The organism is Pseudomonas arsenicoxydans (genome assembly GCF_006438915.1).
GTDB classification, from domain to species: Bacteria; Pseudomonadota; Gammaproteobacteria; order Pseudomonadales; family Pseudomonadaceae; genus Aquipseudomonas; species Aquipseudomonas arsenicoxydans_A.
Map to the genome: position 1 here is coordinate 118,426 of NZ_RCZE01000010.1, position 25,729 is coordinate 144,154.

Annotated in this window: 26 protein-coding genes; 12 read left to right on the forward strand and 14 right to left on the reverse strand. The window is 61.2% G+C overall.

Going from position 1 to position 25,729, the window contains the following annotated elements:
* Positions 1-13 precede the first annotated feature (13 nt).
* From EAH78_RS20890 to EAH78_RS20920, 7 genes are all read right to left on the reverse strand, one after another.
* Entirely contained in the window at positions 14-1,141 is a 1,128-nt protein-coding gene (locus EAH78_RS20890; RefSeq protein WP_007945943.1) for an acyl-CoA dehydrogenase, read from the reverse strand.
* Positions 1,142-1,302: 161 nt separating this feature from the next.
* Positions 1,303-2,496: an acetyl-CoA C-acyltransferase gene (locus tag EAH78_RS20895; RefSeq protein ID WP_140669224.1), complete on the reverse strand. Its 1,194-nt coding sequence runs from the start codon at positions 2,494-2,496 to the stop codon at positions 1,303-1,305.
* A gap of 11 nt (positions 2,497-2,507) precedes the next feature.
* Positions 2,508-3,269, reverse strand: a complete 762-nt coding sequence (locus EAH78_RS20900; RefSeq protein ID WP_140669225.1) for an SDR family NAD(P)-dependent oxidoreductase — start codon at positions 3,267-3,269, stop codon at positions 2,508-2,510.
* Positions 3,270-3,285: 16 nt separating this feature from the next.
* Positions 3,286-4,950, reverse strand: coding sequence for an AMP-binding protein (locus tag EAH78_RS20905; protein ID WP_140669226.1), 1,665 nt, complete (start codon positions 4,948-4,950; stop codon positions 3,286-3,288).
* 136 nt (positions 4,951-5,086) lie between these two features.
* Entirely contained in the window at positions 5,087-5,806 is a 720-nt protein-coding gene (locus EAH78_RS20910; protein WP_140669227.1) for a hypothetical protein, read from the reverse strand.
* A 59-nt stretch (positions 5,807-5,865) separates the two neighbouring features.
* On the reverse strand, positions 5,866-6,810 hold the full coding sequence (locus tag EAH78_RS20915; protein WP_140669228.1) for a GlxA family transcriptional regulator: 945 nt from the start codon (positions 6,808-6,810) through the stop codon (positions 5,866-5,868).
* Positions 6,811-6,866: 56 nt separating this feature from the next.
* Positions 6,867-7,613, reverse strand: a complete 747-nt coding sequence (locus EAH78_RS20920; protein ID WP_140669229.1) for an SDR family oxidoreductase — start codon at positions 7,611-7,613, stop codon at positions 6,867-6,869.
* A 198-nt stretch (positions 7,614-7,811) separates the two neighbouring features.
* Here EAH78_RS20920 and EAH78_RS20925 point away from each other — a divergent pair, with 198 nt between their 5' ends.
* Entirely contained in the window at positions 7,812-8,255 is a 444-nt protein-coding gene (locus EAH78_RS20925) for an SDR family NAD(P)-dependent oxidoreductase (protein WP_140669230.1), read from the forward strand.
* On the opposite strand, the gene EAH78_RS20930 is transcribed toward EAH78_RS20925, so the two are convergent.
* Positions 8,239-9,255, reverse strand: coding sequence for an AraC family transcriptional regulator (locus EAH78_RS20930; protein WP_140669231.1), 1,017 nt, complete (start codon positions 9,253-9,255; stop codon positions 8,239-8,241). The two genes, EAH78_RS20925 and EAH78_RS20930, sit on opposite strands and share 17 nt — an antisense overlap.
* 273 nt (positions 9,256-9,528) lie before the next feature.
* Between EAH78_RS20930 and efeU the strand changes: the two genes are divergently transcribed.
* The 5 genes from efeU to EAH78_RS20955 all read left to right on the forward strand — a co-directional run bounded on the left by efeU (position 9,529) and on the right by EAH78_RS20955 (position 15,156).
* Complete coding sequence (efeU, locus tag EAH78_RS20935; protein ID WP_140669232.1) at positions 9,529-10,368, forward strand: iron uptake transporter permease EfeU; 840 nt, start codon at positions 9,529-9,531, stop codon at positions 10,366-10,368.
* An 8-nt stretch (positions 10,369-10,376) separates the two neighbouring features.
* Positions 10,377-11,576, forward strand: coding sequence for an iron uptake system protein EfeO (gene efeO, locus EAH78_RS20940; protein WP_140669233.1), 1,200 nt, complete (start codon positions 10,377-10,379; stop codon positions 11,574-11,576).
* Between the two features lie 18 nt (positions 11,577-11,594).
* On the forward strand, positions 11,595-12,893 hold the full coding sequence (gene efeB / locus EAH78_RS20945; protein WP_140669234.1) for an iron uptake transporter deferrochelatase/peroxidase subunit: 1,299 nt from the start codon (positions 11,595-11,597) through the stop codon (positions 12,891-12,893).
* 24 nt (positions 12,894-12,917) lie between these two features.
* The gene (gene efeO / locus EAH78_RS20950) at positions 12,918-13,742 is read left to right on the forward strand and encodes an iron uptake system protein EfeO (protein ID WP_140669235.1); all 825 of its coding nucleotides are present in this window, start codon (positions 12,918-12,920) and stop codon (positions 13,740-13,742) included.
* A 196-nt stretch (positions 13,743-13,938) separates the two neighbouring features.
* Positions 13,939-15,156: an MFS transporter gene (locus EAH78_RS20955; protein WP_140669236.1), complete on the forward strand. Its 1,218-nt coding sequence runs from the start codon at positions 13,939-13,941 to the stop codon at positions 15,154-15,156.
* Here EAH78_RS20955 and pssA read toward each other — a convergent pair.
* Positions 15,113-16,456: a CDP-diacylglycerol--serine O-phosphatidyltransferase gene (gene pssA / locus EAH78_RS20960; protein WP_140669237.1), complete on the reverse strand. Its 1,344-nt coding sequence runs from the start codon at positions 16,454-16,456 to the stop codon at positions 15,113-15,115. The two genes, EAH78_RS20955 and pssA, sit on opposite strands and share 44 nt — an antisense overlap.
* A gap of 215 nt (positions 16,457-16,671) precedes the next feature.
* Between pssA and EAH78_RS20965 the strand changes: the two genes are divergently transcribed.
* The 3 genes from EAH78_RS20965 to EAH78_RS20980 all read left to right on the forward strand — a co-directional run bounded on the left by EAH78_RS20965 (position 16,672) and on the right by EAH78_RS20980 (position 18,790).
* Entirely contained in the window at positions 16,672-17,235 is a 564-nt protein-coding gene (locus EAH78_RS20965; protein WP_140669238.1) for a TetR/AcrR family transcriptional regulator, read from the forward strand.
* Between the two features lie 56 nt (positions 17,236-17,291).
* Positions 17,292-17,768: a DUF1348 family protein gene (locus tag EAH78_RS20970; RefSeq protein ID WP_140669239.1), complete on the forward strand. Its 477-nt coding sequence runs from the start codon at positions 17,292-17,294 to the stop codon at positions 17,766-17,768.
* A gap of 242 nt (positions 17,769-18,010) precedes the next feature.
* Complete coding sequence (locus tag EAH78_RS20980) at positions 18,011-18,790, forward strand: TSUP family transporter (protein ID WP_140669240.1); 780 nt, start codon at positions 18,011-18,013, stop codon at positions 18,788-18,790.
* Here EAH78_RS20980 and nudC read toward each other — a convergent pair.
* The 3 genes from nudC to EAH78_RS20995 form a co-directional block, all read right to left on the reverse strand.
* Positions 18,758-19,588 carry an NAD(+) diphosphatase gene (gene nudC / locus EAH78_RS20985; RefSeq protein WP_140669241.1) on the reverse strand — a complete coding sequence of 277 codons (831 nt, stop codon included), beginning with the start codon at positions 19,586-19,588 and terminating at the stop codon, positions 18,758-18,760. The two genes, EAH78_RS20980 and nudC, sit on opposite strands and share 33 nt — an antisense overlap.
* A 6-nt stretch (positions 19,589-19,594) precedes the next feature.
* The gene (locus EAH78_RS20990) at positions 19,595-20,407 is read right to left on the reverse strand and encodes a crotonase/enoyl-CoA hydratase family protein (protein WP_140669242.1); all 813 of its coding nucleotides are present in this window, start codon (positions 20,405-20,407) and stop codon (positions 19,595-19,597) included.
* Between the two features lie 224 nt (positions 20,408-20,631).
* Entirely contained in the window at positions 20,632-21,405 is a 774-nt protein-coding gene (locus tag EAH78_RS20995) for a class I SAM-dependent methyltransferase (RefSeq protein ID WP_140669243.1), read from the reverse strand.
* Between the two features lie 158 nt (positions 21,406-21,563).
* On the opposite strand from EAH78_RS20995, the gene EAH78_RS21000 reads away from it, so the two are divergent.
* The 3 genes from EAH78_RS21000 to EAH78_RS21010 are packed head-to-tail and all read left to right on the forward strand — an operon-like array spanning position 21,564 to position 23,423.
* On the forward strand, positions 21,564-22,106 hold the full coding sequence (locus EAH78_RS21000) for a tetratricopeptide repeat protein (protein WP_140669244.1): 543 nt from the start codon (positions 21,564-21,566) through the stop codon (positions 22,104-22,106).
* A 55-nt stretch (positions 22,107-22,161) separates the two neighbouring features.
* Positions 22,162-22,659 (forward strand): RNA polymerase sigma factor, encoded by a 498-nt coding sequence (locus tag EAH78_RS21005; protein WP_081743930.1) that lies wholly within the window; start codon positions 22,162-22,164, stop codon positions 22,657-22,659.
* Positions 22,656-23,423 carry an anti-sigma factor family protein gene (locus EAH78_RS21010; protein ID WP_140669245.1) on the forward strand — a complete coding sequence of 256 codons (768 nt, stop codon included), beginning with the start codon at positions 22,656-22,658 and terminating at the stop codon, positions 23,421-23,423. Before EAH78_RS21005 ends, EAH78_RS21010 begins: the two co-directional genes overlap by 4 nt.
* A 147-nt stretch (positions 23,424-23,570) precedes the next feature.
* Here the strand turns inward: EAH78_RS21010 and EAH78_RS21015 are convergent, their stop codons facing one another.
* Together EAH78_RS21015 and EAH78_RS21020 are read right to left on the reverse strand one after the other, a co-directional pair.
* Entirely contained in the window at positions 23,571-24,872 is a 1,302-nt protein-coding gene (locus tag EAH78_RS21015; RefSeq protein ID WP_140669246.1) for an ATP-binding protein, read from the reverse strand.
* A 4-nt stretch (positions 24,873-24,876) separates the two neighbouring features.
* Positions 24,877-25,578: a response regulator transcription factor gene (locus EAH78_RS21020; protein ID WP_140669247.1), complete on the reverse strand. Its 702-nt coding sequence runs from the start codon at positions 25,576-25,578 to the stop codon at positions 24,877-24,879.
* Positions 25,579-25,729: the final 151 nt, after the last annotated feature.

Genomic DNA, 25,729 nt, shown 5'->3' on the forward strand with positions numbered 1-25,729 from the left:
GAGGGACTCCTTCTTATAAATTGCGCGAAATAACCATGCGTTGAATATCGCTGGTGCCTTCGTAGATCTGGCAGACCCGCACGTCGCGGTAGATGCGCTCCAGCGGGAAATCGTTGAGGTAACCGTAACCACCAAGAGTTTGCAACGCCGAGGAGCAAACCTTTTCGGCCATTTCCGAGGCGAACAGCTTGGCCATGGACGCTTCGACCAGTGCCGGTTTGCCGCTGTCACGCAGCGCCGCCGCGTAATGCACCATCTGGCGGGCCACGGCAATTTGCGTGGCCATGTCGGCGAGGCGGAACGCAACGGCCTGGTGTTCGATGATCGGTTTGCCGAAACTCTCGCGCTCACGGGCATAGTCGCGGGCCGCTTCGAACGCGGCGCGGGCCATGCCCACCGATTGCGAAGCGATGCCGACGCGCCCGCCTTCGAGGTTGGCCAAGGCGATTCGGTAACCTTCGCCCTCCTCGCCCAAACGGTTGGCGACCGGGACTTTGACGTCTTCGAACAGGATCTGGCAGGTGTCGGACGCGTGTTGGCCGAGTTTGTCTTCAACCCGCGCGACTTTATAGCCCGGCGAATCGGTTGGCACGATCAACGCGGTGATACCACGTTTGCCGGCACTCGGGTCCGTCACGGCAAACACAATCACCACCCCGGCGTTTTGCCCGGAGGTGATGAACTGTTTGCAGCCGTTGAGCACGTAATGATCGCCTTCCAGCCGCGCGCGGGTTTTCAGGCCGCTGGCGTCGGAACCGGCTTGCGGTTCGGTCAAGGCAAAGGCGCCCAGCATCGCGCCGCTGGCCAGGGGTTTGAGGAAGCGTTCTTTCTGATCGTCGTTGCCGTAGTGCAGGATCGGCACGCAGCCCACGGAGTTGTGCACGCTCATGATGGTCGAGCAAGCGCCATCGCCGGCGGCGATTTCTTCCAGCGCCATGGCGTAAGCCAAGTAACCGGTGTCGCAACCGCCCCACTGTTCCGGCACCAGCATGCCGAAGAAGCCGAGTTCGGCCATTTCACCGATGGCTTCCTTGGGGAAGCGGTGTTCGCGATCCCACTCGGCGGCGAACGGTTTCAGCCGTTCCTGGGCAAACTGCCGGGCGGCTTCGCTGATTTGCAGTTGTTCGTCATTGGGAATCATGCCAAGTCCTTAAAATAAGCCTGTCGTACAAAATGCCTGGTTGAAACGCTGAACCTGTGGGAGCGGGCTTGCTCGCGAAGCGGTGTGTCATTCAACATTGATGTCGACTGACACGGCCTCTTCGCGAGCAAGCCCGCTCCCACATTGGAACAGCACCAGCCTCAATAGAGGCATTCAACCGCCATCGCCGTGGCTTCGCCGCCGCCGATGCAGATCGCCGCGACGCCGCGTTTCAGGCCTTTCTGGCGCAGGGCCGAGAGCAAGGTCACGAGAATCCGCGCGCCCGACGCACCAATCGGGTGGCCCAAGGCGCACGCGCCGCCGTGAACGTTGACCTTCTCGTGAGGAATTTCCAGTTTGCTCATGGTCACCAGACTGACCACCGCGAAGGCTTCGTTCACTTCGAACAATTCGACCTGGTCCAGCGACCAGCCGGTTTTCTTCATCAGCTTCTTGATCGCGCCAACCGGTGCCACCGGGAACAGGCCCGGGGTGTCGGCAAACGCCGCGTGGCCGTGAATCACTGCCAGCGGTTTCAGCCCTTGTTTCTCGGCTTCGGATCGGCGCATCAACACCAGTGCCGCCGCGCCATCGGAGATCGAACTGGAGTTGGCCGCCGTGACCGTGCCGCCCTCGCGGAACGCCGGTTTCAACGAGGCAATCTTGTCCAGTTTGGCTTTCGGTGGCTGTTCGTCGTTGCTGATCAGCACTTGCTCCTTGCCGACCATGACCGACACCGGGACGATCTCGTCCCTGAAGCTGCCGTCCTTGATCGCCTGCTGTGCGCGGGTGGTCGAAGCGATGGCAAAGGCGTCTTGCGCTTCGCGGGTGAAACCGTTGGTTTCGGCGCAATCCTCGGCGAAGGTGCCCATCAGGCGGCCCTTGTCGTAAGCATCTTCCAGACCGTCGAGGAACATATGATCGAGCACACGACCATGGCCCATGCGGTAACCGCTGCGCGCGCGGTCCAGCAGGTATGGCGCGTTGGACATGCTTTCCATGCCGCCCGCGACCACCACGTCAGCACTGCCGGCTACCAGCATGTCGTGGGCCAGAATCGCCGCTTCCATGCCCGAACCGCACATCTTGTTCAGCGTGGTGCAACGGGTCGATTTATCCAGCCCGGCGCCCAGTGCAGCCTGGCGCGCTGGCGCCTGGCCGAGACCGGCGGACAGCACGCAGCCGAACAGCACTTCTTCAACCGATTCGGCCTTAATGCCGGCGCGCTCGACGGCGGCGCGGATGGCCAGAGCGCCGAGTTGCGATGCGGTCAGGCTTTTCAATTCGCCCTGAAAACCGCCCATGGGGGTGCGGACGGCGCTGACGATAACAATCGGATCGTTGGCAATGGTCATGACAAAACTCCTTACTTGGCGGCCATGCGCAAGGCACCGTCGAGACGGATCACCTCGCCGTTGAGCATGCTGTTTTCAATGATATGCCGGACCAGCGCGGCGTACTCGCCGGGTTTGCCCAGGCGCGGCGGGAATGGCACGCCAGCGGCCAGCGAATCGCGCACTTCCTGGGTCATACCGGCCATCATCGGCGTTTCGAAAATGCCGGGGGCGATGGTCATCACGCGGATGCCAAAGCGCGCCAGTTCACGGGCGGCAGGCAAGGTCAGGCTGACGATTGCACCTTTGGACGCCGCATAAGCGGCCTGGCCGATCTGGCCGTCATAAGCGGCGGCCGAGGCCGTGTTGATGATCACGCCACGTTCGCCATCGGCGTCCGGCTCGGTTTCGGCGATGGCCGCCGAGGCCAGGCGCAGCATGTTGAAGCTGCCGATCAGGTTGACGTTGATCACCTGGCTGAAACTGGCCAGTGCATGCGGACCGTTCTTGCCGAGGATTTTCTCGCCACGCACGATACCGGCGCAGTTGACCAGACCGTTGAGGCCACCGAAGGCGTTGACCGTGGCCTGCACCGCCGCTTCCGCCGCCGCTTCGTTGCTGATGTCCGCGACCACGCTTTGCGCGCCCAGACGCTGGGCCTGCGCCGCAACGGCCTCGGCATTCATGTCCACCAGCATCACTTTGGCGCCGGCCGCGACCAGCATTTCAGCGGTGGCGGCGCCCAAACCGGAAGCACCGCCGGTGACGAGAAAAACCTTGTTTTCGATCTGCATCATTGTTTCCTTGGATTCAAGCTGAAACGTTCTTCGCGGCGGCCTCTTGAGCCTTGGCGATTTCCTGGTTGCGCAAGATAAAGCGCTGCAATTTGCCGCTTGGGGTTTTCGGCAACTCGCTGACAAATTCGATTTCACGGGGATAGGAATGCGCGGCCAGACGCTTGCGCACGTGCTGGCGCAGTTCTTCGGCCAACTCCGGCGTGGCGCGGTATTGCGCGCAGATCACGACGAAGGCCTTGACCAGTTCGGTGCGCTCCGGATCGGGTTTGCCGACCACCGCCGCCTCGACCACGGCCGGGTGCTCGATCAACGCACTTTCCACGTCGAACGGGCCGACGCGGTAGCCGGAGGTGGTGATCACGTCATCGCTGCGACCGACGAAACTGATGCTGCCGTCCGGGTTCCACTCCACGGTGTCGCCACTTAAATAATAGTCGCCGACGAACGCTTTGGTCGGCGCACCTTCGTAACCGTTGAACCAGCACATCGGCGACTGGGTGCGGTCGATGGCCAGAATGCCGGGCTGACCGACGTCGAGCTCCTTGTAGTCATCGTCCAGCACCACGATGCGATGACCCGGCGAGGCAAAACCGGCAGCGCCCACATGGACCGGGTGTTCCAGTGCGTGGTGATTGCACAGGACCATGCCCAGTTCGGTCTGGCCGTAATGATCGTGGATGACCACGCCGAGGTTGTCGGCGAACCAGCGGATCACTTCCGGGTTCAGCGGTTCGCCGGCGCTGCTGACGATGCGCAGCTTGCCCTTGATCGACTTGGCGAACTCGTCGCCGCCCGCGATCAGCAAACGATAAGCGGTCGGCGACCCGGTGAGGTTGGTGATCCCGTACTTGTTGATCACCCGGCAAGTGCTTTCGAGGGTGAACGGGCCATCGTAAAAGGTGATCGGATGCCCCATCGACATCGGCCCGGTGACACCGAAATAGATGCCGTAGGCCCAGCCCGGATCGGCGACGTTCCAGAACGCGTCTTCGGGACGCAAATCCACGGCGTCGCGGGTGTAACTCTGGAAGGCGACGATGGCTTTCAGTGGCACCGACAACGCTTTCGAAGGGCCGGTGGTGCCCGAGGTGAACATCAGCAGGAACGGGTCTTCACCGGTCAGCAGCACCGGTTCACAGTCGGCGGAGTAATTGGCCAGTTCGGCCCAGAAGCTGTAATCGCCACGGACGATGCCCTGGCCTTTGGCGCCACCGACAGTGACGACGGTCGGGCAGTCGGCGACTTCAGCGAGTTTCGGGCGATTGACCGCGTCGGTGACCACGACTTTGGCCCCCGAGCAGCCGAGACGGTGTTCGATGGCTTTCGGGCCGAAGGCGGTAAACAGCGGCTGATACACCGCGCCGATGCGCCAGGTGGCGAACACGGTGATCAATAATTCGATATTGCGTGGCAGGAGCCCGGCGACCTTGTCGCCCTTCTTCACGCCCTGGGCCAGCAGGAAATTGGCAAAACGTGCGGCTTTGTCCTGCAACTCACTGAAGGTGTACGTGGCGCTGGCGCCCTCGCGACCTTCCCAGAACAGCGCAATGCGCCCCGGCAAGGCATGCCGGTCGCAACACTCGACGCAGGCGTTGAGCGCGTGCAGGGAACCGCTGAGTGCAGCGTCGACGGTGTGCTGATAATTGAACTGTGATGTGGCAGACAAGTAATCGCGCATTGCCAGAATCCCTCTGTTTTTTTATTAGGTTGGGGGAACCGTAAAAAGCAGGGAAATACTCGCTCTGTGGGCAGCACAGGGCAATGGTCAAAGTTATCAAGTTGCGTGACTGCTTTGGCCAAAGCCCGGTGGTCATTCAGCTAAAGGTAAACGCGCCGAAATCCAGCGAGACCAGTAACGGCTCGGGGACTTTTTGCAGGTGTTCGTCGTAGGCATAGATGCGCCGCCGGGTTGGCATCATCAACCCCTGGACCTCAACGTAGTCACTGACGTAATTGGCGCCCGTGGCGCCGCCGAGGATATCGACGGTGTAATCATGGCGACGCATCAGGCCGTCAGGGCCGAAATGGGTGACCTGGGTCCTGGTGTGGCTGGCTATGTTGTCCGGAAAGGTCACCTGCAAGCGGCGCCACACTTCGCCGTTCTCATGCCAGGGTTCGATCTCCTTACTTTCAAAACCCGGATAGGTGTAAAGAAACGGGGATGTCAGGTACGTCCACAGCGCTTCGCTGACAAAGTAGGCGACATGGAATTTGTCCCATGGCGTTTCCAGCGTTTGTCCGGCGTAGGCCTGCTCGGGGTTGAGCCGTTCTTCGATCAGTTGACCGTCCAGCGACTCCAGCGCCAGCCGGCCGGGGACGAACACGCTGCGTCGATCCGGGCCGGTAAAGGGCGTAATGCTCAAGCGCTCGTGATGGGTGTCAATGTCGAACACCTTGTCGCTCAACAAGCCCGGCTGTTGCTTCAAATGCCAGATCGCGCCGTCGACAGACAACCCGACACTTAAGCGGCTAAAGGTATTCCAGCGGTCCAGGCCGCCATGGGCCTCGATCGCAAAGGCTAGCAAATCGTTCATGGTTAAACCCCTGATTCATGGAAGAACATGGGAGAACGGTGCAAAGGTGCGAGGCGCGATCAAATGTCCGGCGAATGCCCGAACGCACGACGCATGGATTGTGGTGACTGGCCGAAGACCCGCAAAAACGCACGACGCATGCGCTCGCGGTCGCCAAAACCGGTTTCGGCGGCGATGGATTCCAGCGAATGCCGGCCCTGCTCCATCATCAACCGTGCCGCTTCCAGGCGAAGGTTTTCCAGGCCTTTGGCCGGTGAACTGCCGGTCTCGGCGCGAAAGCTGCGACTGAATTGCCGCGGGCTCAGGAACGCCGCATCCGCCAGGTCTTCAACCGACAGGTCGCGGTGCAGGTTGCGCCGGGCAAATTCCAGCGCGAGTTGAATGCGGTCCGAGGTCGGGCTGAGTTCCAGCATCGCCGAGTGCTGCGACTGACCGCCGGCGCGGCGATGGTAAAGCACCAGGCGCTGGGCCACGTTACGGGCCAGTTTGGCGCCAAAGTCCTTTTCCACCATGCCGATGGTCAGGTCCAGTGCGGCTGACATGCCCGCCGAGGTCCAGATTTTGCCGTCGATGATGAAAATTCGGTCTTCTTCGACCTTGATCGCTGGATAGTTTTCGCGCATTTCCTTGGCTCGCGCCCAATGAACCGTGGCACGCCGCCCATCGAGCAAACCCGCTTCGGCCAAGGCAAACGCCCCGACACACAGCGCGCCAACCCGACGGCAATTGGCCGCCGCCTCGACCAGAAACGCCTGGACACCCGGCGAGGCCGAAGACCGGTCCATGGCGCCGCTGATCAGCACGGTGTCGTAATCGGCAGCGCCGAACGGCTGGGTCTCGACCGAGGTATACAGCGAACTGCGGACCAGGCCGCCGTGCTCGGACAACACCTTGATGTCATACAGCGGCTCGCCGGATGACAGGTTGGCGAATTCGAATGCAGACAGCGCCGCCAGGCTCATCACCTGAAAATCCGCGCGTATCACCAGCGCTACCGTCTGCATGTGACGCCCCTGTGGCGTGTCGAAGAAGGTCGAGTATAGGCGCAATCCATTGCGGGTTAACCGGCGTTCAGCGAGTCGTTGAACTGGCTGACGAACGCGAATTCATCCGGCCCCGGAACGGCCCGCAACGGCTTGGCGCGCGCGACCAGAATTTCATCGGCATCAGTGGCCAAGAGCGCCATGGTCTCTTCGATAAACTCCGCCAGCGGCATGGCGCGGGGTTCTTCGCTACTGTCGAGCAAATCGGTCTGAACCCAAGGCGGCGCGAGTTCAAGGACGCGTACCGAGGTGTCGCGCAAGGTATAGCGCTGCGACAGGGTGTAGGAATGCATCGCCGCTTTGGTGGCGCTGTACACCGCTGTCATTGCCATGGGCACAAAGCCGAGCACCGACGACACGTTGATGATCACCGCATTCGGCCGGGTCTTGAGGTGTTCGATCAGCCCTGAAGTGACGCGGATCGGTCCATACAGGTTGGTAGAAATAGTGTCGACCAGCATCTTTTCATCGACGGTCGACGCGGCGTTATCGAACTGCATGATGCCGGCGTTGTTGATCAGCACGTTGAGTTCGGGGTGGCGCTGGATCAGTTCGGCGCTGACCCGTGCAATGTCCTGCGGATCGCTGACATCCAGCACCACCGATTCCATGCCGGGATTGGCCGCTGTCACCGTGCTCAGGTAATCGGCACGGCGCCCGGCGATGATGACTTTGTTACCGCGCTGGTGCAGCGCTTCGGCCAGGGCACGGCCAATACCGGAACCGCCGCCGGTGATGAAGATAGTGTTGTGGGTCAGTTTCATGAGAGCTCCAGGGTGGGTAGTGAGTGGTTGCCTGTCGAACTCAATGTTAGGAGTCTGCCCCTGGGCGCATACGTCGAAAAACCGACAAATCGGGCCATTCTGCCAAGGCCCGATTTGTCGGGTATTCGACCTTTACCGGGGACGAGGCAGCGCTCTAGTCTGGCGTCATTACCCACCACCGAAACTCAAGAAGGCGTCATGTTGAATGCAAAAGGCACTGCGGTGATTACCGGCGCGGCATCGCGCATCGGCGCCGACTTCGCAGAGCGACTGGCACGGCAGGGTTATGACGTGATGCTGATTGCGCGCAACCGCGAACACTTGCTGCAGATCGCTGCACGTATCACTGACCAAAGCGGTCGCTCGGTGGAAGTACTGGCCGCCGATCTGGCGTTGCCAATGGACCTGGAACGGGTGGTCGCCCTCCTGCGCTTGGACGCGAGCATCACCTTGTTGGTGAACCATATCGACGGTGAACCTGCCAGACTCGATAGCCCAACGCTGATCGCCTTGGGTGTGCTCGCGCCGGCACGGCTGGCGGATGCGCTGGCCCCCGGGTTTGCAGCGCGTGGCGCAGGCAGTGTGATCAATGCGGCCTCAGTCACAGCGCTCTCGCCCTGTCCCTTCAGTCGGCTTCATTGAGAATCAGACTGCGGTAATGCCCCGGATTGGACCCCGACCACTTGCGAAACGCCTTGTAGAACGAGCTCGCATCGGCAAACCCCAACCGCGTCGCGATCTCGGCGAAGCTAATGTTCGGCTCCGCCAGCCAAACAATGGCCAACTCCTTACGCACGCTGTCCTTGAGCCCTTGATAGGTCTGCCCTTCTTCCGCCAGACGCCGGCGCAAGGTTGAGGCTGACATGCACAGTTGCTGTGCCAACGGTTCAGTCTCGGGCCACTGTTCGGCGGGCAAGTGGCGCAAGTCCTGTTTGATCCGGCTCGCCAGGCTTTCCGGATCACGGTACTTGACCAGAATGTTGGCCGGGGCATGGGCCAAAAAGCGCTTGAGTTCTTCCGGGCTGCGCTTGATCGGCAAATCCAGGCAGTCGGCCGAGAAAATCATCCGGGTGCGCGGCCGGTCGAAGCGCAGGTTCTCGGAGAACATCACCTGATAGTCGTCGCAAAAGTCCGGCGCGGCGCAGCGCAATTCGATGGCCAGGATCGGAATCCGACGCCCGGCCAGCCAGCAGGCAACGCCGTGAACGATCATCCAATAGGTGAAATAGGTGAAGGCGCGGCGCGGGGCCTGATCGTCTTCCAACAGGACGATTTCGGCCAGGCTTTGCTGGCGAACCAGTTGCGCGGGCAGGTGTTCGAGCATCAACGACAGGAAGCTCAAACCCGAGGTTAAACCAGCGACGAGGCTGGGCTGGACCATCGAGCAGCGGCACAGAAACGCCAGGCTGCCGGACTTGAGCTTGCGCGGGTCCATGCCAAAAAACTCGTCGTCGCCACGCCGCGCCAGCAAGCGCCAGAGCCGCGCATAGGCGGTGGCCGGAACCCGGGCATCGGTGGTTTGCAGCCAGGCCGGATCGATGCCGACCTTGTTCAACACCTCGTCGGTGGCCTGACCGGGGGCGCAACTTTGCAGCAACGCCTCGCGCACCAGTTGAATGGAGATGGTGTCTTTTTCCGACATTGAGCGAGGTGAGCCCTGTTGTTTTTTGAGTGCGGGCATCTTAGCGCACAGCGACCCAATCCTGTAGGAGCAAGGCTTGCCCGCGAAGCAGGCACCCCGGTCTTACCCTGAAACCGGGTAATCGTTCTTCGCGGGCAAGCCTTGCTCCTACAGGGGTGTGTGATGTTCAGGCTCGTTCAGGTTAGGTTCAGGTAAATGGCAATCAACACCATATGGGAATGAGTGTCATTATGTTACAAATTAGCACCCTATCTGTTTTCGACCCGGTGCTGAATGCTCGTCCCTTTTCTGATCATGCTGCGCGAAGGCATTGAAGCCGCGTTGATCGTTGGCATCATCGCCAGCTACCTCAAGCAAACCGGCCGTGGCCAGTGGATGCCCGCCGTGTGGATCGGCGTGTTCCTCGCCGCCGCCCTGGCCCTGCTGGTCGGCGGTGGCCTGGAACTGGTCAGTGCCGAGTTCCCGCAGAAACAACAAGAGCTGTTTGAAGGCGTGGTTGGTCTGGTGGCCGTCGGCATTCTCAGTTCGATGGTGTTCTGGATGCGCAAAGTGGCGCGTTCGATCAAGCACTCCTTGCACGTATCCCTTGATCACGCGCTGACCGGTTCCAGAAACCAGGTGTTCGCGCTGATCGCCATGGTGTTTTTCGCCGTGGCCCGGGAAGGTCTGGAGACAGTGTTCTTCCTGCTCGCCGTGTTCCAGCAAAGCGAAGGCCCCGCCGCACCCATCGGCGCCCTGCTCGGCCTGGTCCTGGCCATTGTCATCGGTTTCCTCATCTATACCGGCAGCATGCGCCTGAACCTCAGCGCGTTTTTCCGTTGGACCGGGTTGTTCATCCTGGTGGTCGCCGCCGGCATTCTCGCCAACTCGGTGCAGGCGCTGCATGAAGCCGGGCTGTGGAATCACCTGCAAACCGTGCTGTTCGACGTCAGCGCCACGCTGCCGATGGATGGCCCGCTGGGCTCGGTACTGGCGGGCATGTTCGGCTATCAGGACGCGCCAACCGTCAGCACCCTCGGCGCTTATCTGATTTACCTGGTGGTGGCGCTGGTGATGTTTTTCCTCCCGGTCCCGGCGCCTGCCAAACAGTCTTCTTCCGTTTCCAGTCAGTAAGGGCTTTCATGTCAACGCCTACTCCTACCGTGGCCGCACCGTCCAAGGCATTGCGCTGGGCGGTGGCCGGTTCGGTGATCGTGATGATCGCCGCCGGCGGCCTGTTCTACTACGCCTCGAAAATGGCCGCGGCCAAGCGTCAGGCCAACCATGACGAAGTCGTGGTGAACATTCACCCGCACAGCTGCGAGCCGAATGCGCTGACGGTCCCGGCCGGTCGCGCCAGCTTCCGCATCGTCAACCGCTCGGACCGCGCCGTGGAATGGGAGATCCTCGACGGCGTGCTGGTGCTCGAAGAGCGCGAGAACATCGCACCGGGCCTGAGCCAGGTGATCAACGCCAACCTGGCACCCGGCGACTACACCATCACCTGCGGCTTGCTCAGCAACCCGCGCGGCACGTTGCACGTGACCCCGACGGCCGCGTCCGACGCTGCCGCCAAGGCCAAACCTTCGATGGTCGCGTTCATCGGGCCGTTGTCGGAATTTCGCGTGTACCTGAGCAGCCAGGGCACCGCGCTGATCAAAGCCACAACCGCCCTTGAGCAAGCGATCGAAGCCGGCGACCTGAGCCAGGCGCAAGCCTTGTACGTGCCGGCCCGTGCCGCGTATCAACGCATCGCCCCGGCGGCCCAGCGCCTGGCCGAACTGGACAACGCAATCAACGCCCGCGCCGACTATTTCGAAAAACGCGAAAAGGACCCGGCCTTCGTCGGCTTCCATCGCCTGGAATATGCGCTGTACCAGCAACGCAACCTCGACGGCCTGACGCCGGTTGCGCAACGCCTGACCCGCGACGTCACCACACTCAAACAGCAACTGCTGGCCGAGCCGCTGCCGCCGGAGCAACTGGTGAGCATTGTGGTGCGCAACCTCAACACCCTCGCCGACGTGCGTGCCAGCAGCGGTGAAGAAGAACGCTACAGCCACACCGACCTCAACGGCTTCGCCGCCAACCTCGACGTCGCACGCAAAGTGGTCGAGCTGTTGCGACCGATGCTGAGCAAGTCGGCCGCTGACGTGCTGCCCAAGGTCGACAGCGCCCTCGCCGCCTTCGACAGCGAACTCAATGGCCTCAAGGTCAAGGACGGCTACGCCAGCTACGACAGCGTCAGCGCCGAACAGCGCAAACGGGTCGCCAACAAGGCCCAGGCACTGGCCGACGCCCTCGACACCATCGATCCCGCCCTTGGCCTGTCCGGCCTGTAAGCAGAAGACGACATTCAGATGAACGATTCAGAACAATTCAACCTCCAGCGTCGCCGGGTCTTGATGGGCATGGGCGCCGCCGGCGTGGCATTGGCCGGTAGCGCACTGAGCTGCCCGGCGATGGCCGCCAGCCCCGCGCAAGTTACCGAAGCGCCGAGCAGCGACAAGACCGAAGACCGTCACGCCTTCCACGGCAAGCACCAGACCGGCATCGTCACCCCGCGCCCGGCATCCGGCATGCTGGTGTCGTTCGATGTGTTGGCCAGTGACCGAGAAGACCTCGAGCGGCTGTTCCGCACCCTCAACGCGCGCATCGCGTTTTTGATGAAGGGCGGCCCGGTGACCCAGGTCGATCCGAAACTGCCGCCGGTGGATTCCGGGATTCTCGGCCCGGTGGTGACGCCGGACAACCTGACCATCACCGTCTCGGTGGGCGAGTCGCTGTTCGATGAGCGCTTCGGTCTGGCGAGCGTCAAGCCCAAGCGGTTGATGCGCATGGTCGGTTTCCCCAACGATGCGCTGGATGCTGACTGCTGCCACGGCGACCTGAGCTTACAGTTCTGTTCCAACACCACCGACACCAACATCCACGCACTGCGTGACATCGTGAAAAACCTTCCGGACTTGCTGTTGGTACGCTGGAAGCAGGAAGGCAGCGTGCCGCCGCAAGCTCCGGCAAAACCGGGTGTTCCGGCACAGAGCGCACGCAACTTCCTCGGTTTTCGCGATGGCTCGGCCAACCCCGACTCCAACGACGCCAAGGCCATGGACCACGTCGTCTGGGTCCAGCCCGGCAGCGATGAACCGGCCTGGGCGGCGAATGGCAGCTATCAAGCGGTGCGGATCATCCGCAACTTCGTTGAGCGCTGGGACCGTACGCCATTGCAGGAACAGGAAAGCATTCTCGGACGGGTCAAAAGCACCGGCGCGCCCATGGGCGGCGCCCATGAAACCGAGGTCCCGGACTACGCCAAGGACCCGGACGGCAAACTGACCAAACTCGACGCGCACATCCGTCTGGCCAACCCGCGCACCGCCGCGGCCCAGGCCAACCTGATCTTGCGCCGGCCATTCAACTACTCCAACGGCGTGAACAAGAACGGTCAGCTCGACATGGGCCTGTTGTTCATCTGCTACCAGGCCGATCTGGAAAAAGGCTTCATCACCGTGCAAACCCGCCTCAACGGCGAACCGCTGGAGGAATACCTCAAGCCAGTCGGCGGCGGCTACTTCTTCACCTTGCCCGGTATCATCAGCGATCAGGATTTCATCGGTCGCTCGCTGCTGGACGCCACCCATTCAACAACCACCGCCTGACAACTCCCAACACGGAACCGCCCCATGAAAAAGTCGCCCCTCGCTTTGCTGCTGACCCTTGGCTTGCTCAACACTTCGCTGTCGGCGTTCGCGGCAACCGCGCCGCTGGACCTGGTGGGGCCGGTCTCGGACTACAAGATCTATGTCACCGAGCAACTGGACGAATTGGCCAGCCACACCCAACAGTTCACCGACGCGGTGAAAAAAGGTGACCTGGCCACCGCGCAAAAGCTTTATGCCCCGACCCGCGTCTACTACGAGTCGATCGAGCCGATTGCCGAGCTGTTCAGTGACCTCGACGCGTCCATCGACTCCCGTGTCGACGACCACGAAAAAGGTGTGAAAGCCGACGATTTCACCGGTTTCCACCGCATTGAATACTCGCTGTTCTCGGAAAAAAGCACCCAGGGCCTGGGCGACCTGGCCGATGGCCTGAACAAAGACGTCAAAGACCTGCAAACCCGTGTGGCCGGCTTGACGTTCCCGCCTGAGAAAGTCGTCGGCGGCGCGGCGGCGTTGCTGGAAGAAGTGGCGGCGACCAAGATCTCCGGCGAAGAAGACCGTTACAGCCACACCGACCTGTATGACTTTCAGGGCAACGTCGACGGCGCGAAGAAAATCGTTGACCTGTTCCGTCCGCAGATCCAGAAGCAAGACGCGGCGTTCATGGCCAAGGTCGACAAGAACTTCGCGACCGTGGACAAGATCCTGGCCAAGTACAAGACCAAGGACGGTGGTTTCGAAACCTATGACAAGGTGAAAGAGAGTGACCGCAAGGCGCTGGTTGGGCCGGTGAATACGTTGGCTGAAGATTTGTCGACGTTGCGTGGGAAACTTGGGTTGAACTGATACTTTTGTAGCGTTTAAGCGGGCCCCTTCGCGGGCAAGCCCGCTCCCACATTGGATTTGTGAACGACACAAAACTAATGTGGGAGCGGGCTTGCTCGCGAAGGCATTATCACTACCACCGATACTCCTCCTACTTGCACACAACCCGCGCTACCATCCCCCGCAAACAACAAAAGCTCACGGAAGACTCACCCCCATGACCACTCCCGCCTTCGACCTGCGCCCATTAATGGTCGCCAACATGGCCTGCTCCATGTCGATGATGGCGTTCGTCTCGCTGATCGGCCCGATTGCCCGGGTGCTGGGCCTGGCCACGTGGCAGGCCGGTGCGGCGGTGACCGTGTCCGGGGTGATCTGGATGCTGCTGGCGCGTCCGTGGGGCCAGGCCAGCGACCGCTATGGCCGGCGCCGCATTCTGTTGATCGCCACCGCCGGTTTCACCTTGGCCTATTGGGCCTTGTGCCTGTTCATCGACGCTTCATTGCGGTTCCTGCCGTCGGCGCTGCTGGGGTTCATCGGTTTGATGATCGGCCGTGGCTTGATCGGCGTGTTCTATGCCGCGATCCCGGTGGGTGGCAACGCGCTGATCGCCGACAACATTGAACCGCAACACCGCGCCAAAGCCATGGCGGCATTGGGTGCCGCCAACGCCTGTGGCCTGGTGATCGGGCCGGCCATTGCTGCGTTGCTCTCGCGTTTCAGTTTGAGCCTGCCGTTCTACGCCATGGCCGTGCTGCCACTGCTGGCGTTTCTGGTGTTGCGCTTCAAGCTCGAGGGCCAGGAATTGCACCTGCGGCAAGTACCGCGCAAGGTCCACCTGAATGATCCGCGCCTGCGCCGGCCCATGGCGGTCGCGTTTGTGGCGATGCTGTGTGTGTCGATTGCGCAGATCACCGTCGGCTTCTTCGCCCTCGACCGGCTCGGCATGAGCCCGGCCGACGCCGCGCAAACGGCGGGCATTGCCCTGACCATGGTCGGTTTCGCCTTGATCTGTTCACAACTGCTGGTGCGCCGGCTGGAATGGCCGCCGCTGCGGTTGATCCGTGCGGGTGCCCTGGTGGCGTCCGTGGGGTTTGCCGGCAGTATCCTGGCGAATACCGCGTGGGGCTTGTGGCTGTGCTTTTTCGTTTCGGCGGGCGGGATGGGGCTGATCTTTCCGTCATTCGCGGCGCTGGCCGCCAATGCCGTAGACGCCTCCGAGCAAGGCGCCACGGCGGGCTCCATCGGCGCTGCGCAAGGCTTTGGCGTGGTCATCGGACCGTTGGCGGCCACATTGATCTATGACCTCGAACCGCGCCTGCCCTACCTGGTGGCCGCTGTGTTACTGCTGCTGGTGGCCCTGTGGCCAAAGCCCCCGGCAGCGTCGAGCTTTACAGAATCCGATAGAGCAACCGCTCGATCCGCACCCGACTGACGCGCGTGAGGAACTTGGCCACGGCCGGCGGGTAATCCAGCAGCGTTTCGAGGTCCTGGTAACGCTCGATGCGCTTTGTGTTCTGGAAAATCTCCACCAGCTCAGCCTTGCGGGGCTCCAGCAATTCGCCTTTCGGGTCATCGATCAGCAGCGCGTTTTCCAGGTCGAGACGGAAGGCTCGCGGGTTCAGGTTGTTGCCGGTCAGCAAGGTGTAGCGCTGATCGATCCACATGCCTTTGAGGTGATAGGTGTTGTCGCCATCACGCCACAAATGCAGGTTCAGCTTGCCGCTGTCGATGCTGTGTTGATGGCGTTTGGCAAAGCGTCGCAGGCTGATCTCGTACAGATACGGCAGTGCCGCGATCACCTTGAACGGCTCGCTGGGCGGGATGTAGAAGTCGTTGGCGGTCTTGTCGCCGACCACAATATCGACCTTCACGCCCCGGCCCAGCGCCCGGTTGATTTCCCGGGTCACCGCCAGCGGCAGGTTGAAGTACGGCGTGCAAATGGTCAGTTGATGCTGGGCGCTGGCGATCAGCTCACAAATCACCCGGTTCAATGGATTGTTCTTGCCCACACCGAGCAACGGACTGACGGACAAACCGTCCTTGAGCGTGGTGCCCGCCGTGGTGTCGTATGCCGCGTGCTTGAGGCGGCTGCGCAGGTCGCCGATGTCGTTGCGCAGGCTGCGGGTGGTCGGCAGGTTCGGCAAGTCGAGGCGGTGCACGGCTTTGGAGGCAATGAATCCATGCTGGATCAGGTGCTGCATGGAATTGGCCAGCGCCTGGTTTTGCAGCACGTGATAGCGGTCGAAGCGGTACTTGTCGAATTTGTGCAGGTACACGTTGTTCAGGCTTGCACCGCTGTAGATCACGCAGTCATCGATGACGAAGCCTTTTAAATGCAACACGCCGAACAACTCGCGCGTCTGCACCGGCACGCCATACACCGGCACTTCACTGGCGTGGGTGCGGGTCGCTTCCTGATACCACGCCGAGTTGCCTGGTTGCTTGCCGGCACCAATCAGACCGCGCTGGGCGCGCAGCCAGTCCACCACCACGACCACATCCAGTTGCGGACGCGCTAGTTTGGCGGCGTGCAAGGCATCGAGAATTTCCTGCCCGGCTTCGTCCTGTTGCAGGTACAGCGCGACGATATAGATGCGGTGTGTGGCCTGGGCGATTTTCTCCAGCAGGCAACGACGAAACTCGGCAGCGCCGGACAGGATGGTGACGGCATCGGCGGTCAGCGGAAAACTGCGCAGTTTGGGCAGCAGAGAGCGTTTGAAAAGCGACGGCATAGGGCTCGCAATGGGTCGAATCCGGAGAATTCAAGAGCTTACACCATGGATCGGTTCGGGTCTTCCGGTGTTGTTGAGGCCCCCTTCGCGAGCAAGCCCGCTCCCACATTTGAAATGCATTCCAATGTGGGAGCGGGCTTGCTCGCGAAGGGGCCATAACAGGCAATGAAAATTTTAAGTTGACCATGGAGAACGTCCGTTCTACTCTTCGCCACATGAACGAACTGACCGATAACACTACACGCGACATCATTCTGGATGTCACCGAAAAGTTGATCTATAAAAGTGGCATCGCAGCCACCGGCATGGACCTTCTGGTGAAAACTGCCGGCGTCTCCAGAAAAAGTATCTACCGCTACTTCGCCAGCAAGGAAGAGCTGACCGTCGCCGCCCTGCAACGCCGCGATGTGCGCTGGATGCACTGGTACAAAACCGCCGTCGATCAGGCTGAAACACCGACCGACCGCCTGCTCAACCTGTTTACCGTGCTCAAGGCCTGGTTCGCCTCGGAAGGCTTCCGCGGTTGCGCCTTCATCAACACCAGCGGCGAAACCGGCGACCCGCAAGACCCGGTCCGCCTGGTCGCCAGGGAACACAAACAAAAACTGCTCGACTATGTGCGCGAGCTCTGCACCGAACATGGCGCCACCGACCCGGAAACGCTGGCCAAACAGCTGCTGATCCTGATCGATGGTGCCATTACCGTGGCGCTTGTCATGGGTGATCACAGTGCTGCCGATAATGCGCAATGCATGGCGCGAAAGTTATTGGACCTGTAACACCCTATATAAGCCCGACAACGTGTTTGAACTTTACTTTTATTGGGAGACTTTACATGTCTAACGCTGAAGTTCGTCCGCCCTTGCCGCCCTTCACCCGCGAGTCAGCCATCGAAAAAGTTCGCCTGGCCGAAGACGGCTGGAACTCTCGCGACCCGCAACGGGTGTCGCTGGCCTACACGCTGGACACCAAATGGCGTAACCGCGCCGAGTTCGCCTACAACCGCGAAGAAGCCAAAGGTTTTCTGACCCGCAAATGGGCCAAGGAACTGGATTACCGTTTGATCAAGGAACTCTGGGCCTTCACCGGCAACCGCATCGCCGTACGGTATGCCTATGAATGGCACGACGACTCGGGCAACTGGTTTCGCTCCTACGGCAACGAAAACTGGGAGTTTGATGAAAACGGGCTGATGGCTAACCGGTTTGCCTGCATCAACGACCTGCCGATCAAGGAAAGCGAGCGCAAGTTCCACTGGCCGCTGGGACGTCGTCCGGATGATCACCCGGGGCTGTCCGACCTGGGCCTGTGAATTCACCTGAATCCAAATGTGGGAGCGGGCTTGCTCGCGAAGGCGGAGTGTCAGTCGGTACAAATAGTGGCTGACCCACCGCTTTGGCGAGTAAGCCCGCTCCCACATTTGATCTGAGCTACACCGGAGATCCTTGCTCCTCGCGACAGGGCCAGACCAGTCGCCGCAGAAGTCGGATCCAGGTAAGATACTGCCCCTTCCCCGCAGCCCTTTCCTGCACCCCGCCGAATAAGCCGATTTCCATGCCTTTCGAACTCAGCGTTGACCTCACCACCCTGGCCATTCTGGCCGTCGTTGCCTTTATTGCCGGCTTCATCGACGCGATTGCCGGGGGTGGCGGCCTGCTCACCACGCCGGCACTGCTCACCGCCGGCCTGCCGCCTCACCTGGTGTTGGGCACCAACAAGTTGAGTTCGACCTTCGGCTCGGCCACCGCCAGTTTCACCTTCTACCGACGCAAGCTGTTCCATCCCCGGCAGTGGGTCCACGCCATCGTCGGTACCCTGGTCGGCGCATTGACCGGCGCCATCGTCGCGCATTACTTGCCCGCCGAGTGGCTGAACAAAATGCTCCCGGTGATCGTCTTCGCCTGCGGCGTGTACCTGTTGTTCGGCGGCACACCCAAGGCCCCGCTGGACAGCGATGCACCGATCAAGAAAAAGTGGCAATCGACCCAAGGCTTCAGCCTCGGTTTCTACGACGGCGTGGCCGGTCCCGGCACAGGGGCATTCTGGACCGTCAGCACCCTGCTGATGTACCCCATCGACCTGGTGAAGGCCAGCGGCGTGGCGCGCAGCATGAACTTCGTCAGCAACATTGCGGCGCTGTCGGTATTTGTGTTTTCCGGGCAGGTGGACTGGATCATCGGCCTGAGCATGGGCGTGTCGGTGATGGCCGGCGCATTCTTCGGCGCTCGCACCGCCATCAGCGGCGGCGCGAAGTTCATCCGACCGGTGTTCATCACCGTGGTGCTGGGCTTGACCGTGCGGCTAGCTTGGCAACACTGGTTCAGCGTGGCCTAAGCGCCGCGCCACATAGATGTCGATCAGGTAACGGGCAATCGAGCGCGACGCCGGCAACGGCGGCAGCGCATGGACGTTGAACCACTGGGCATCTTCGATTTCGTCTTCCTGACAGACAATCTCGCCGCTGGCGTACTCGGCATGGAAGCCGAGCATCATCGAATGCGGGAACGGCCAGCACTGGCTGCCCAGGTACTGGATGTTCTTGACCTCGATCTGCACCTCTTCGCGAACCTCGCGAATCAGGCAGTCCTCGGCGGATTCACCCGGTTCGGCAAACCCCGCCAACGTGCTGTAGACCCCGGTGACGAAGCGTGGCGAACGGGCCAGCAAAACTTCATCGCCACGGGTTACCAGCACGATCATGCTCGGCGAGATCCGTGGGTAATAGCGCAAATCACACGGCTCGCAGTACATCGCCCGCTCACGGGGAACCTGCGTCGCCGCCTGCCCACAGTTGCCACAAAAGCGGTGCTCGCGATACCAGGTGCCGATTTGCGCGGCATAGCCGAGCACCTTGTACACCGTGTGATCGCCATCGAGCATGAACGCCCGCAGGCCTTTCCAGTTGCAGCCCGCCACGTCGCTGGCACTGCGCAGTTCCAGCAGATAGACCGGCTCACCGTCGAGATGGCCAATGCCGTGTTCGGCGAGAATCGACAAGTCCTGACGCTTGAGCCATTCACGCGGGAACAGCGCGCCATTGTCATCGAACAGGAAGCCTTCAGGGCTGCGGGCCACGGCCCAGCCGCCGGGTTGGTCGGTGTCCAGTACTGCGGTGGTCCAGCGTGAAGTCATGGTTAATCAGTCCAGAAATTCGGGTTTCTGTTTGCTCATATGGGCGGCCATGGCCACGCGCAAATCAGTGGATTGCAGCATGGCGGCGTTCCAGGTGGCGACGTATTCGAGGCCGTCGTCGATGCGGTGGTCGCGCATGTAGCTGATCATTTCTTTGGTGCCGGTGACCGCAATCGGCGACTTGCTGGCGATTTCCCGGGCAATGCCCATGACGCCATCCAGCAGGCTGGCAGTGTCGCTGTAGACGCGATTGACCAGGCCGATGCTGCGCGCTTCCTCGGCGCCAAACGTGCGACCAGTGTAAGCCAGTTCACGCAGCATGCCGTCACCGATGATACGCGGCAAGCGTTGCAAAGTGCCTACATCCGCCGCCATGCCGATGTCGATTTCCTTGATCGAGAATTGTGCGTCTTCGGCGGCGTAGCGCATGTCGCAGGCGGCGATCAGGTCAATCGCACCACCCAGGCAATAGCCCTGAATCGCTGCGAGCACCGGCTTGCGGCAATGGTCGACGGCATTGAAGGACGCTTGCAGCGCGAGGATCTTGCGGCGCAGCAGGCGCGCGTTACGGCCGACGTCCTTGCCCAGTTCATTGGCCACGCCGGCCAGCATCATCAGGTCGATGCCCGAGGAGAAATGCTTGCCGGCACCGCTGAGCACCACCACGCGCGCCTCGTCGGTGTCGTCGATCCATTGGAAAATCTCAATGATCTCGCTCCAGAATGCGGCATTCATCGAGTTGATCTTTTCCGGACGGTTGATCTGCACATGGGCGATGTTGTCGGCGAGTTCGACGGTGAACGCGGTGTACTGAGACATGGCAGTGATCCTTTTACCGGGCAAAAAATGAGGTCCGGACTATAACAAGGCATTGGCGGGGTGAGTAAGGCAGTGGTTCGGCCAAAAGCGGGACTGGCTTCAGTTCTTTCGTGTCTGGGCTGGCCCCTTCGCGAGCAAGCCCGCTCCCATATTTAACCGAGTTCATCAATTGGAATGCGGTCGAATGTGGGAGCGGGCGTGCTCGCGAAGGCCGCACCGCCGATCTAACTGCCCTTCACCACCACAAACGCCGCGGTTTCATAAGGCACCGTCACCACATCCCGTCCTCGCAACTCCGGCTCCCCGGCAATCAACGCGCGCATCTGTTCATCCACCCTCTCCCGCTGCGCCTCCGGCAACGCCGCAATAAAACTGGTGGAACGCACCCGATTGAAAATCACATCCTCAGGCGAGCCGGTGTGCCCATGGCTGAAATGCTGCGCCTGCAACGGCCCGAACGCCGGATGAGGAAACGCGCGGCGCCACGCACCGGTGTAATAACGTGGCGTGTCACCTTCCAATGCGTTGACGATCGCATCCAGTTTCGGCACCCAACTCACCTTGGTATCGCGTAAGTTCCACACCAGCCCCAAGCGGCCACCCGGTTTCAGCACGCGGGCGATTTCAGTCAGCGCTTCAGTAGTGGCAAACCAGTGGAAGGCCTGGGCGCACACCACCACGTCCACGCAGGCATCCGGCAGCGGCAGATCCATAGCGGTGCCACTCACGGCCAACACCTCGGGATAGGCCAGGGTAAGTTTTTCCAGCATCTGCGGCACGGGCTCAACGGCGATCACCTGCGCCCCGGTCGCCAGCAAGCGGCCGGTGAATTTGCCGGTGCCGGCCCCCAGGTCGATCACGGTGCTGTCCGCGTTCAAACCCAAAGCACCGGTCAACCAGTCGGCCACGGCCGGCGGATAGTCCGGGCGACCGCGAACATAGGTGTCGGCGCCGGTTTTGTATCCCGCCGCTGCAGAATGATGAACAGGGTCTTTCATGGCAGTTCTCCGCTGGACAACGAATGCTGTCGAGCATAGCGCCAAGGTTTATGCTTTCCCTGAAATGATCGCCAGAAAGAAATGAATAATTGTTCACGCTGCGGTGTTCTTGTTTCAGCACCCCGAACGATCGTGGATCACACCCTGGAGCCTTGACCATGAACCTGCGTTTTGCTGTTTTCACCGCCCCGCTGCTGCTCGCCGGTTGTCTGACGGCAGCATTGACCAGTTCCTTGGCCCTGGCCCATGGTGACGATAATGAACCCGCCAAACCCAACTGCCCCAAAGGCCAGGTCTTCGACTCCAAATCGAATAAATGCCTCAAGCAAACCAGCAGTCTGGTGCCGGATGCCGACCGCACCAATTACGCCTATCGTCTAGCCAGGGATGGTCGCTATGAAGAAGCCCTGGCCCTGCTCGACACGCTGAAACAACCGAACACGGCCAAAGCCTTGAACTATCGCGGTTACGCCACGCGTAAACTGGGGCGCACCGACGAAGGCATCGGCTACTATCTGCAATCGGTCAAACTCGACCCGCAGTATGCGCAAGTGCGCGAATACCTCGGCGAAGCGTATGTGATCAAAGGTCGACTGGATCTGGCTCAAGAGCAGTTGCAACACATCAAATCGATTTGCGGCAACACGTGCGAGGAATACCAGGACCTGGCCGAAGCGATAAACGATTCATCGAAAACCTGACATCGAATTAACGACGGAGGTCGCTATCGCCAGCGATCAGGCAATACGGGCAGAACTGGGCCAACATCTGGCGCGATTGTGGCGCTATGGCTTGCTGCTGTCCCGGCAACGGCATGTGGCTGAAGACCTGGTGCAGGCCACCTGTGTGCGGGCGCTTGAGCGTGCCGGGCAGTTTGTCCCCGGCACGCGCATGGACCGTTGGCTGCTGAGCATTCTGCATTCGATCTGGCTCAACGAAGTGCGCGCGCGACGGGTGCGCCAGGGTCAGGGGTTGGTTGATGCCGAGAGCCAGTTGTCGTTCGACGGCGAGCACGCGGCGCAAACCCATGTGCGCGCGGCTCAAGTGATCCGGCGTGTCGACGCGTTGCCCGAAGCCCAGCGCGAAACGGTGTACTTGGCGTACGTCGAAGGTTTGTCGTATCGCGAAGTCGCCGAGGTGCTGCAAGTGCCCGTCGGGACCGTCATGAGCCGGCTGGCCGCTGCACGAGTGAAGCTGGCCGAATATCCACCGCTGCACGCTGTACCGAACCCTTCTTCGGGAGAACGTCGATGAACGAACGCGCCGCACCGTCGGACGAGCAACTGGTGGCCTACCTCGACGACCAACTCGATGCCGAGCAACGCACCCGCATCGACACGGCCATCGCCGAGGATTCGACGCTCAACCTGCGCCTGCAATGGCTGGCCCGCAGCAGCCTGCCGTTCAAGGACGCTTTTGCCCAACTGGCGCAACAGGCGCCCATGGATCGTATGCAGTCCATGCTCGACACCTTGCCTTCGCCGGAGCGCCCGTCGATGGATCGTCGCTGGTTTCTGGCGGCCGCGGCCGGGTTGGTGGTCACCAGCGTGGTGGCGGACCGTTTGTTCCTCGGTTGGCAACTGAGCCAGGAGAAGAACAATTGGCGCGGGTTGGTGGCGGACTACATGTCACTCTACGTGCCAGAAACACTGGAGCACTTGCCCAGCGATGAAGGCACCCAACAGGCGCAGCTGCGTTCCATCGATACGCGCCTGGGCCTGAACCTTGTGCCCGCGAAGCTGGTCTTGCCCCGCTCTGAATTCAAGCGCGCGCAAATCCTCGAATACGATGGTGTGCCGATTGCCCAGATCACCTACCTGGACCCGGCGAATGGCCCGATGGCGCTGTGCGTCACGCTCTCCAACAGCGGCAGCCGGCACTTCGCCCATGAGCGGCGGCACGGCATGAACGTCGTGTATTGGGCGGACATGGAACATGCGTGGATGCTGATCGGGCACAACCCGGCGGCGGAGCTTGAAGACATGGCTAAACTGCTGCGAACCCGGCTTAGCACTTGAGTCAGCCCCCCTGTGGCGAGGGAGCTTGCTCCCGCTGGGCAGCGAAGCGGCCCCTTGCGTTCTGCCTATTACACCGTGGTCGCAGGTTTTGCGACTGCTGCGCAGCCGAGCGGGAGCAAGCTCCCTCGCCACAAAATTAGTGTGTCGTCAGGATTGGGTGGGCAGCCATAAACGGAACCGTGCGCCGCCAAGCGGTGATGGTTCAACCGTTAGCGTGCCGCCCTGCGCTTCCAGCGCCCGACGGCTGATCGCCAACCCCAAACCGAACCCGCCCGTGGCCCGATCCCGGCTGCGGTCCAGCCGATAAAACGGCTCGAAGATCCGCTCGCGCTCGTCGTCCGGAATGCCGATCCCGTCGTCATCCACCCAGATTTCACAGCCCTTCGCACACACCTGCACGCCGACTTGAATGCGTTTTTCGCAATAGCGCATGGCATTGCGCAAAAGGTTCTGGATCGCACGGGCGGTCAATCTCGGGTCCAGCGTGAAGCGCTCGAGTTGCCCATTGAGCAGCACGTCGATCACGATGTGTGGTGATTCCAATTCTTCATCAACGCTGCCCAGAATGCTGTCGATAAATTCGTCCAGTGCCACTTCAACCTGCTCCGGTATTTGCGCCGGGTTTTGCAGGCGGCTGTAGGACAGCAACTCCAGGACCAATTCATCCAGCTCACGGATGTGCGCGACCAACCCTTGCAAACGCTCGCGACTGGCCGCGGGCAAATCATCGGACAGCGCCAGCGCCAGGCCGAAATCCAGGCGGGTCAGCGGCGTGCGCAATTCATGGGAGACAGCGTTGAGTAAGTCGCGCTGCTGGTTCAGCAGGTTTTCAATGTCGCCGGCCATGGTGTCGAAGACGTTGGCCAGACTGCCGATGTTGGAGTGCCGGGAAATCCGTGTGCGTTCGCCCAAGTGGCCTTTGCCGAAACGTTCGGCGGTGCCTTTCAGGCGTTCCAGATCGCGCCAGTGCGGGCGCAGCCACAGCAGCAGGCAGGCGAGCATGGTCGCCCCGATCAGCACGTTGATACTCCAGTACAACAGGCTGACGTCCATCGGATCCGGCGGCACGATCATCTGCACCACCGTTTGCTCGTTCAGGGGTGCCACGGCCAGCGTGCGCCAACCCCAGTCGCCGATGCGCACCACGTTCTCGCCGCTTTGCAGGCGTTCGCGTTCGTACAGGGTGAAATCGGGATCGTCATTGCCCGTCAACGCGATGTGCAGCGGCGCAAAGTCCTTGTCCATCTCGACCGCCAGCGCCGGCCACTGCGCTTCGGGCACGGCGTGGAACTGATTGACGATGAGGGTTTGCAAGCCGCGCGAATAGTCGAGGTTGTAGGTGACAAAGCGCTCATGGAAAAGCTTGATCACTACGTCAGGCACCAGGTAGATCGCCGCGCTATACGAGACGATCGTCACCAGGTAGAGGCGAAACAGAATCCTGAACATCGTCTCAGCATTCCCACTCGGAACGGCTGAACAGATAGCCCTTGCCCCACACGGTCTTGATCTTGCGCGCCTCGCCCGCGTGGTCGTCGAATTTGCGCCGCAACTTTGAGATTGCCACGTCCACCGAACGGTCAGTGCCGTTGAATTCGATGCCGCGCAGGCGTTGCAGGATCTGGTCGCGGCTCAGCACTTCGCCGGCATGACGGGCCAGCACCACCAGCAGATTGTATTCACCGCTGGACAGTTCGACCAATTGCTCGCGCCAGGTCACGGTGCGCTCGGACAGGTCGATGCACAGGTTGCCCATCAGGATGCGATCGTTGGCAGTCTGCGGTTCGCTGAGGCTGCTGCGGCGTAATAGCGTGCGCACGCGGGCCAGCAACACGCGGGGTTCACAGGGTTTGGTGACGTAATCATCGGCGCCCATTTCCAGTCCCAGGACTTGGTCGTGGCTGTCGTCGCGGGCGGTGAGCATCAGGATCGGCAGCGTTGCTGAATCGGCCCGTAACAAGCGACAGACTTGCAGGCCGTCGAGCCCCGGCAGCATCAGGTCGAGGATCACCAGGTCCGGCGGATTGACCCGCGCGCGTTCACGCACGTGGTCACCACGGCTGATCACACTGACCGAATAGCCGTTGCGTTCCAGGTAGCTGGCGATCAGTTCGGAGAGCGCGGAGTCGTCTTCGACCAGGAGGATGTTGGGCATGGGGTGTTTCCAGAAAGTGCTGTGGCGATCGGCCCGGCCTCTTCGCGAGCAAGCCCGCTCACACATTAAACCCAGTTCTTCCAGGAGGATGCGGTCGAATGTGGGAGCGGGCTTGCTCGCGAAGGCGGCCTCAGCTGCGCAAAAAATATCA

Bases quoted from the DNA above. Each gene is read 5' to 3' on its own strand.
- EAH78_RS20890 (WP_007945943.1), bottom strand. From the start codon at position 1,141: ATGATTCCCAATGACGAACAACTGCAAATCAGCGAAGCCGCCCGGCAG.
- EAH78_RS20895 (WP_140669224.1), bottom strand. From the start codon at position 2,496: ATGACCATTGCCAACGATCCGATTGTTATCGTCAGCGCCGTCCGCACC.
- EAH78_RS20900 (WP_140669225.1), bottom strand. From the start codon at position 3,269: ATGCAGATCGAAAACAAGGTTTTTCTCGTCACCGGCGGTGCTTCCGGT.
- EAH78_RS20905 (WP_140669226.1), bottom strand. From the start codon at position 4,950: ATGCGCGATTACTTGTCTGCCACATCACAGTTCAATTATCAGCACACC.
- EAH78_RS20910 (WP_140669227.1), bottom strand. From the start codon at position 5,806: ATGAACGATTTGCTAGCCTTTGCGATCGAGGCCCATGGCGGCCTGGAC.
- EAH78_RS20915 (WP_140669228.1), bottom strand. From the start codon at position 6,810: ATGCAGACGGTAGCGCTGGTGATACGCGCGGATTTTCAGGTGATGAGC.
- EAH78_RS20920 (WP_140669229.1), bottom strand. From the start codon at position 7,613: ATGAAACTGACCCACAACACTATCTTCATCACCGGCGGCGGTTCCGGT.
- EAH78_RS20925 (WP_140669230.1), top strand. From the start codon at position 7,812: ATGTTGAATGCAAAAGGCACTGCGGTGATTACCGGCGCGGCATCGCGC.
- EAH78_RS20930 (WP_140669231.1), bottom strand. From the start codon at position 9,255: ATGTCGGAAAAAGACACCATCTCCATTCAACTGGTGCGCGAGGCGTTG.
- efeU (WP_140669232.1), top strand. From the start codon at position 9,529: ATGCTCGTCCCTTTTCTGATCATGCTGCGCGAAGGCATTGAAGCCGCG.
- efeO (WP_140669233.1), top strand. From the start codon at position 10,377: ATGTCAACGCCTACTCCTACCGTGGCCGCACCGTCCAAGGCATTGCGC.
- efeB (WP_140669234.1), top strand. From the start codon at position 11,595: ATGAACGATTCAGAACAATTCAACCTCCAGCGTCGCCGGGTCTTGATG.
- efeO (WP_140669235.1), top strand. From the start codon at position 12,918: ATGAAAAAGTCGCCCCTCGCTTTGCTGCTGACCCTTGGCTTGCTCAAC.
- EAH78_RS20955 (WP_140669236.1), top strand. From the start codon at position 13,939: ATGACCACTCCCGCCTTCGACCTGCGCCCATTAATGGTCGCCAACATG.
- pssA (WP_140669237.1), bottom strand. From the start codon at position 16,456: ATGCCGTCGCTTTTCAAACGCTCTCTGCTGCCCAAACTGCGCAGTTTT.
- EAH78_RS20965 (WP_140669238.1), top strand. From the start codon at position 16,672: ATGAACGAACTGACCGATAACACTACACGCGACATCATTCTGGATGTC.
- EAH78_RS20970 (WP_140669239.1), top strand. From the start codon at position 17,292: ATGTCTAACGCTGAAGTTCGTCCGCCCTTGCCGCCCTTCACCCGCGAG.
- EAH78_RS20980 (WP_140669240.1), top strand. From the start codon at position 18,011: ATGCCTTTCGAACTCAGCGTTGACCTCACCACCCTGGCCATTCTGGCC.
- nudC (WP_140669241.1), bottom strand. From the start codon at position 19,588: ATGACTTCACGCTGGACCACCGCAGTACTGGACACCGACCAACCCGGC.
- EAH78_RS20990 (WP_140669242.1), bottom strand. From the start codon at position 20,407: ATGTCTCAGTACACCGCGTTCACCGTCGAACTCGCCGACAACATCGCC.
- EAH78_RS20995 (WP_140669243.1), bottom strand. From the start codon at position 21,405: ATGAAAGACCCTGTTCATCATTCTGCAGCGGCGGGATACAAAACCGGC.
- EAH78_RS21000 (WP_140669244.1), top strand. From the start codon at position 21,564: ATGAACCTGCGTTTTGCTGTTTTCACCGCCCCGCTGCTGCTCGCCGGT.
- EAH78_RS21010 (WP_140669245.1), top strand. From the start codon at position 22,656: ATGAACGAACGCGCCGCACCGTCGGACGAGCAACTGGTGGCCTACCTC.
- EAH78_RS21015 (WP_140669246.1), bottom strand. From the start codon at position 24,872: ATGTTCAGGATTCTGTTTCGCCTCTACCTGGTGACGATCGTCTCGTAT.
- EAH78_RS21020 (WP_140669247.1), bottom strand. From the start codon at position 25,578: ATGCCCAACATCCTCCTGGTCGAAGACGACTCCGCGCTCTCCGAACTG.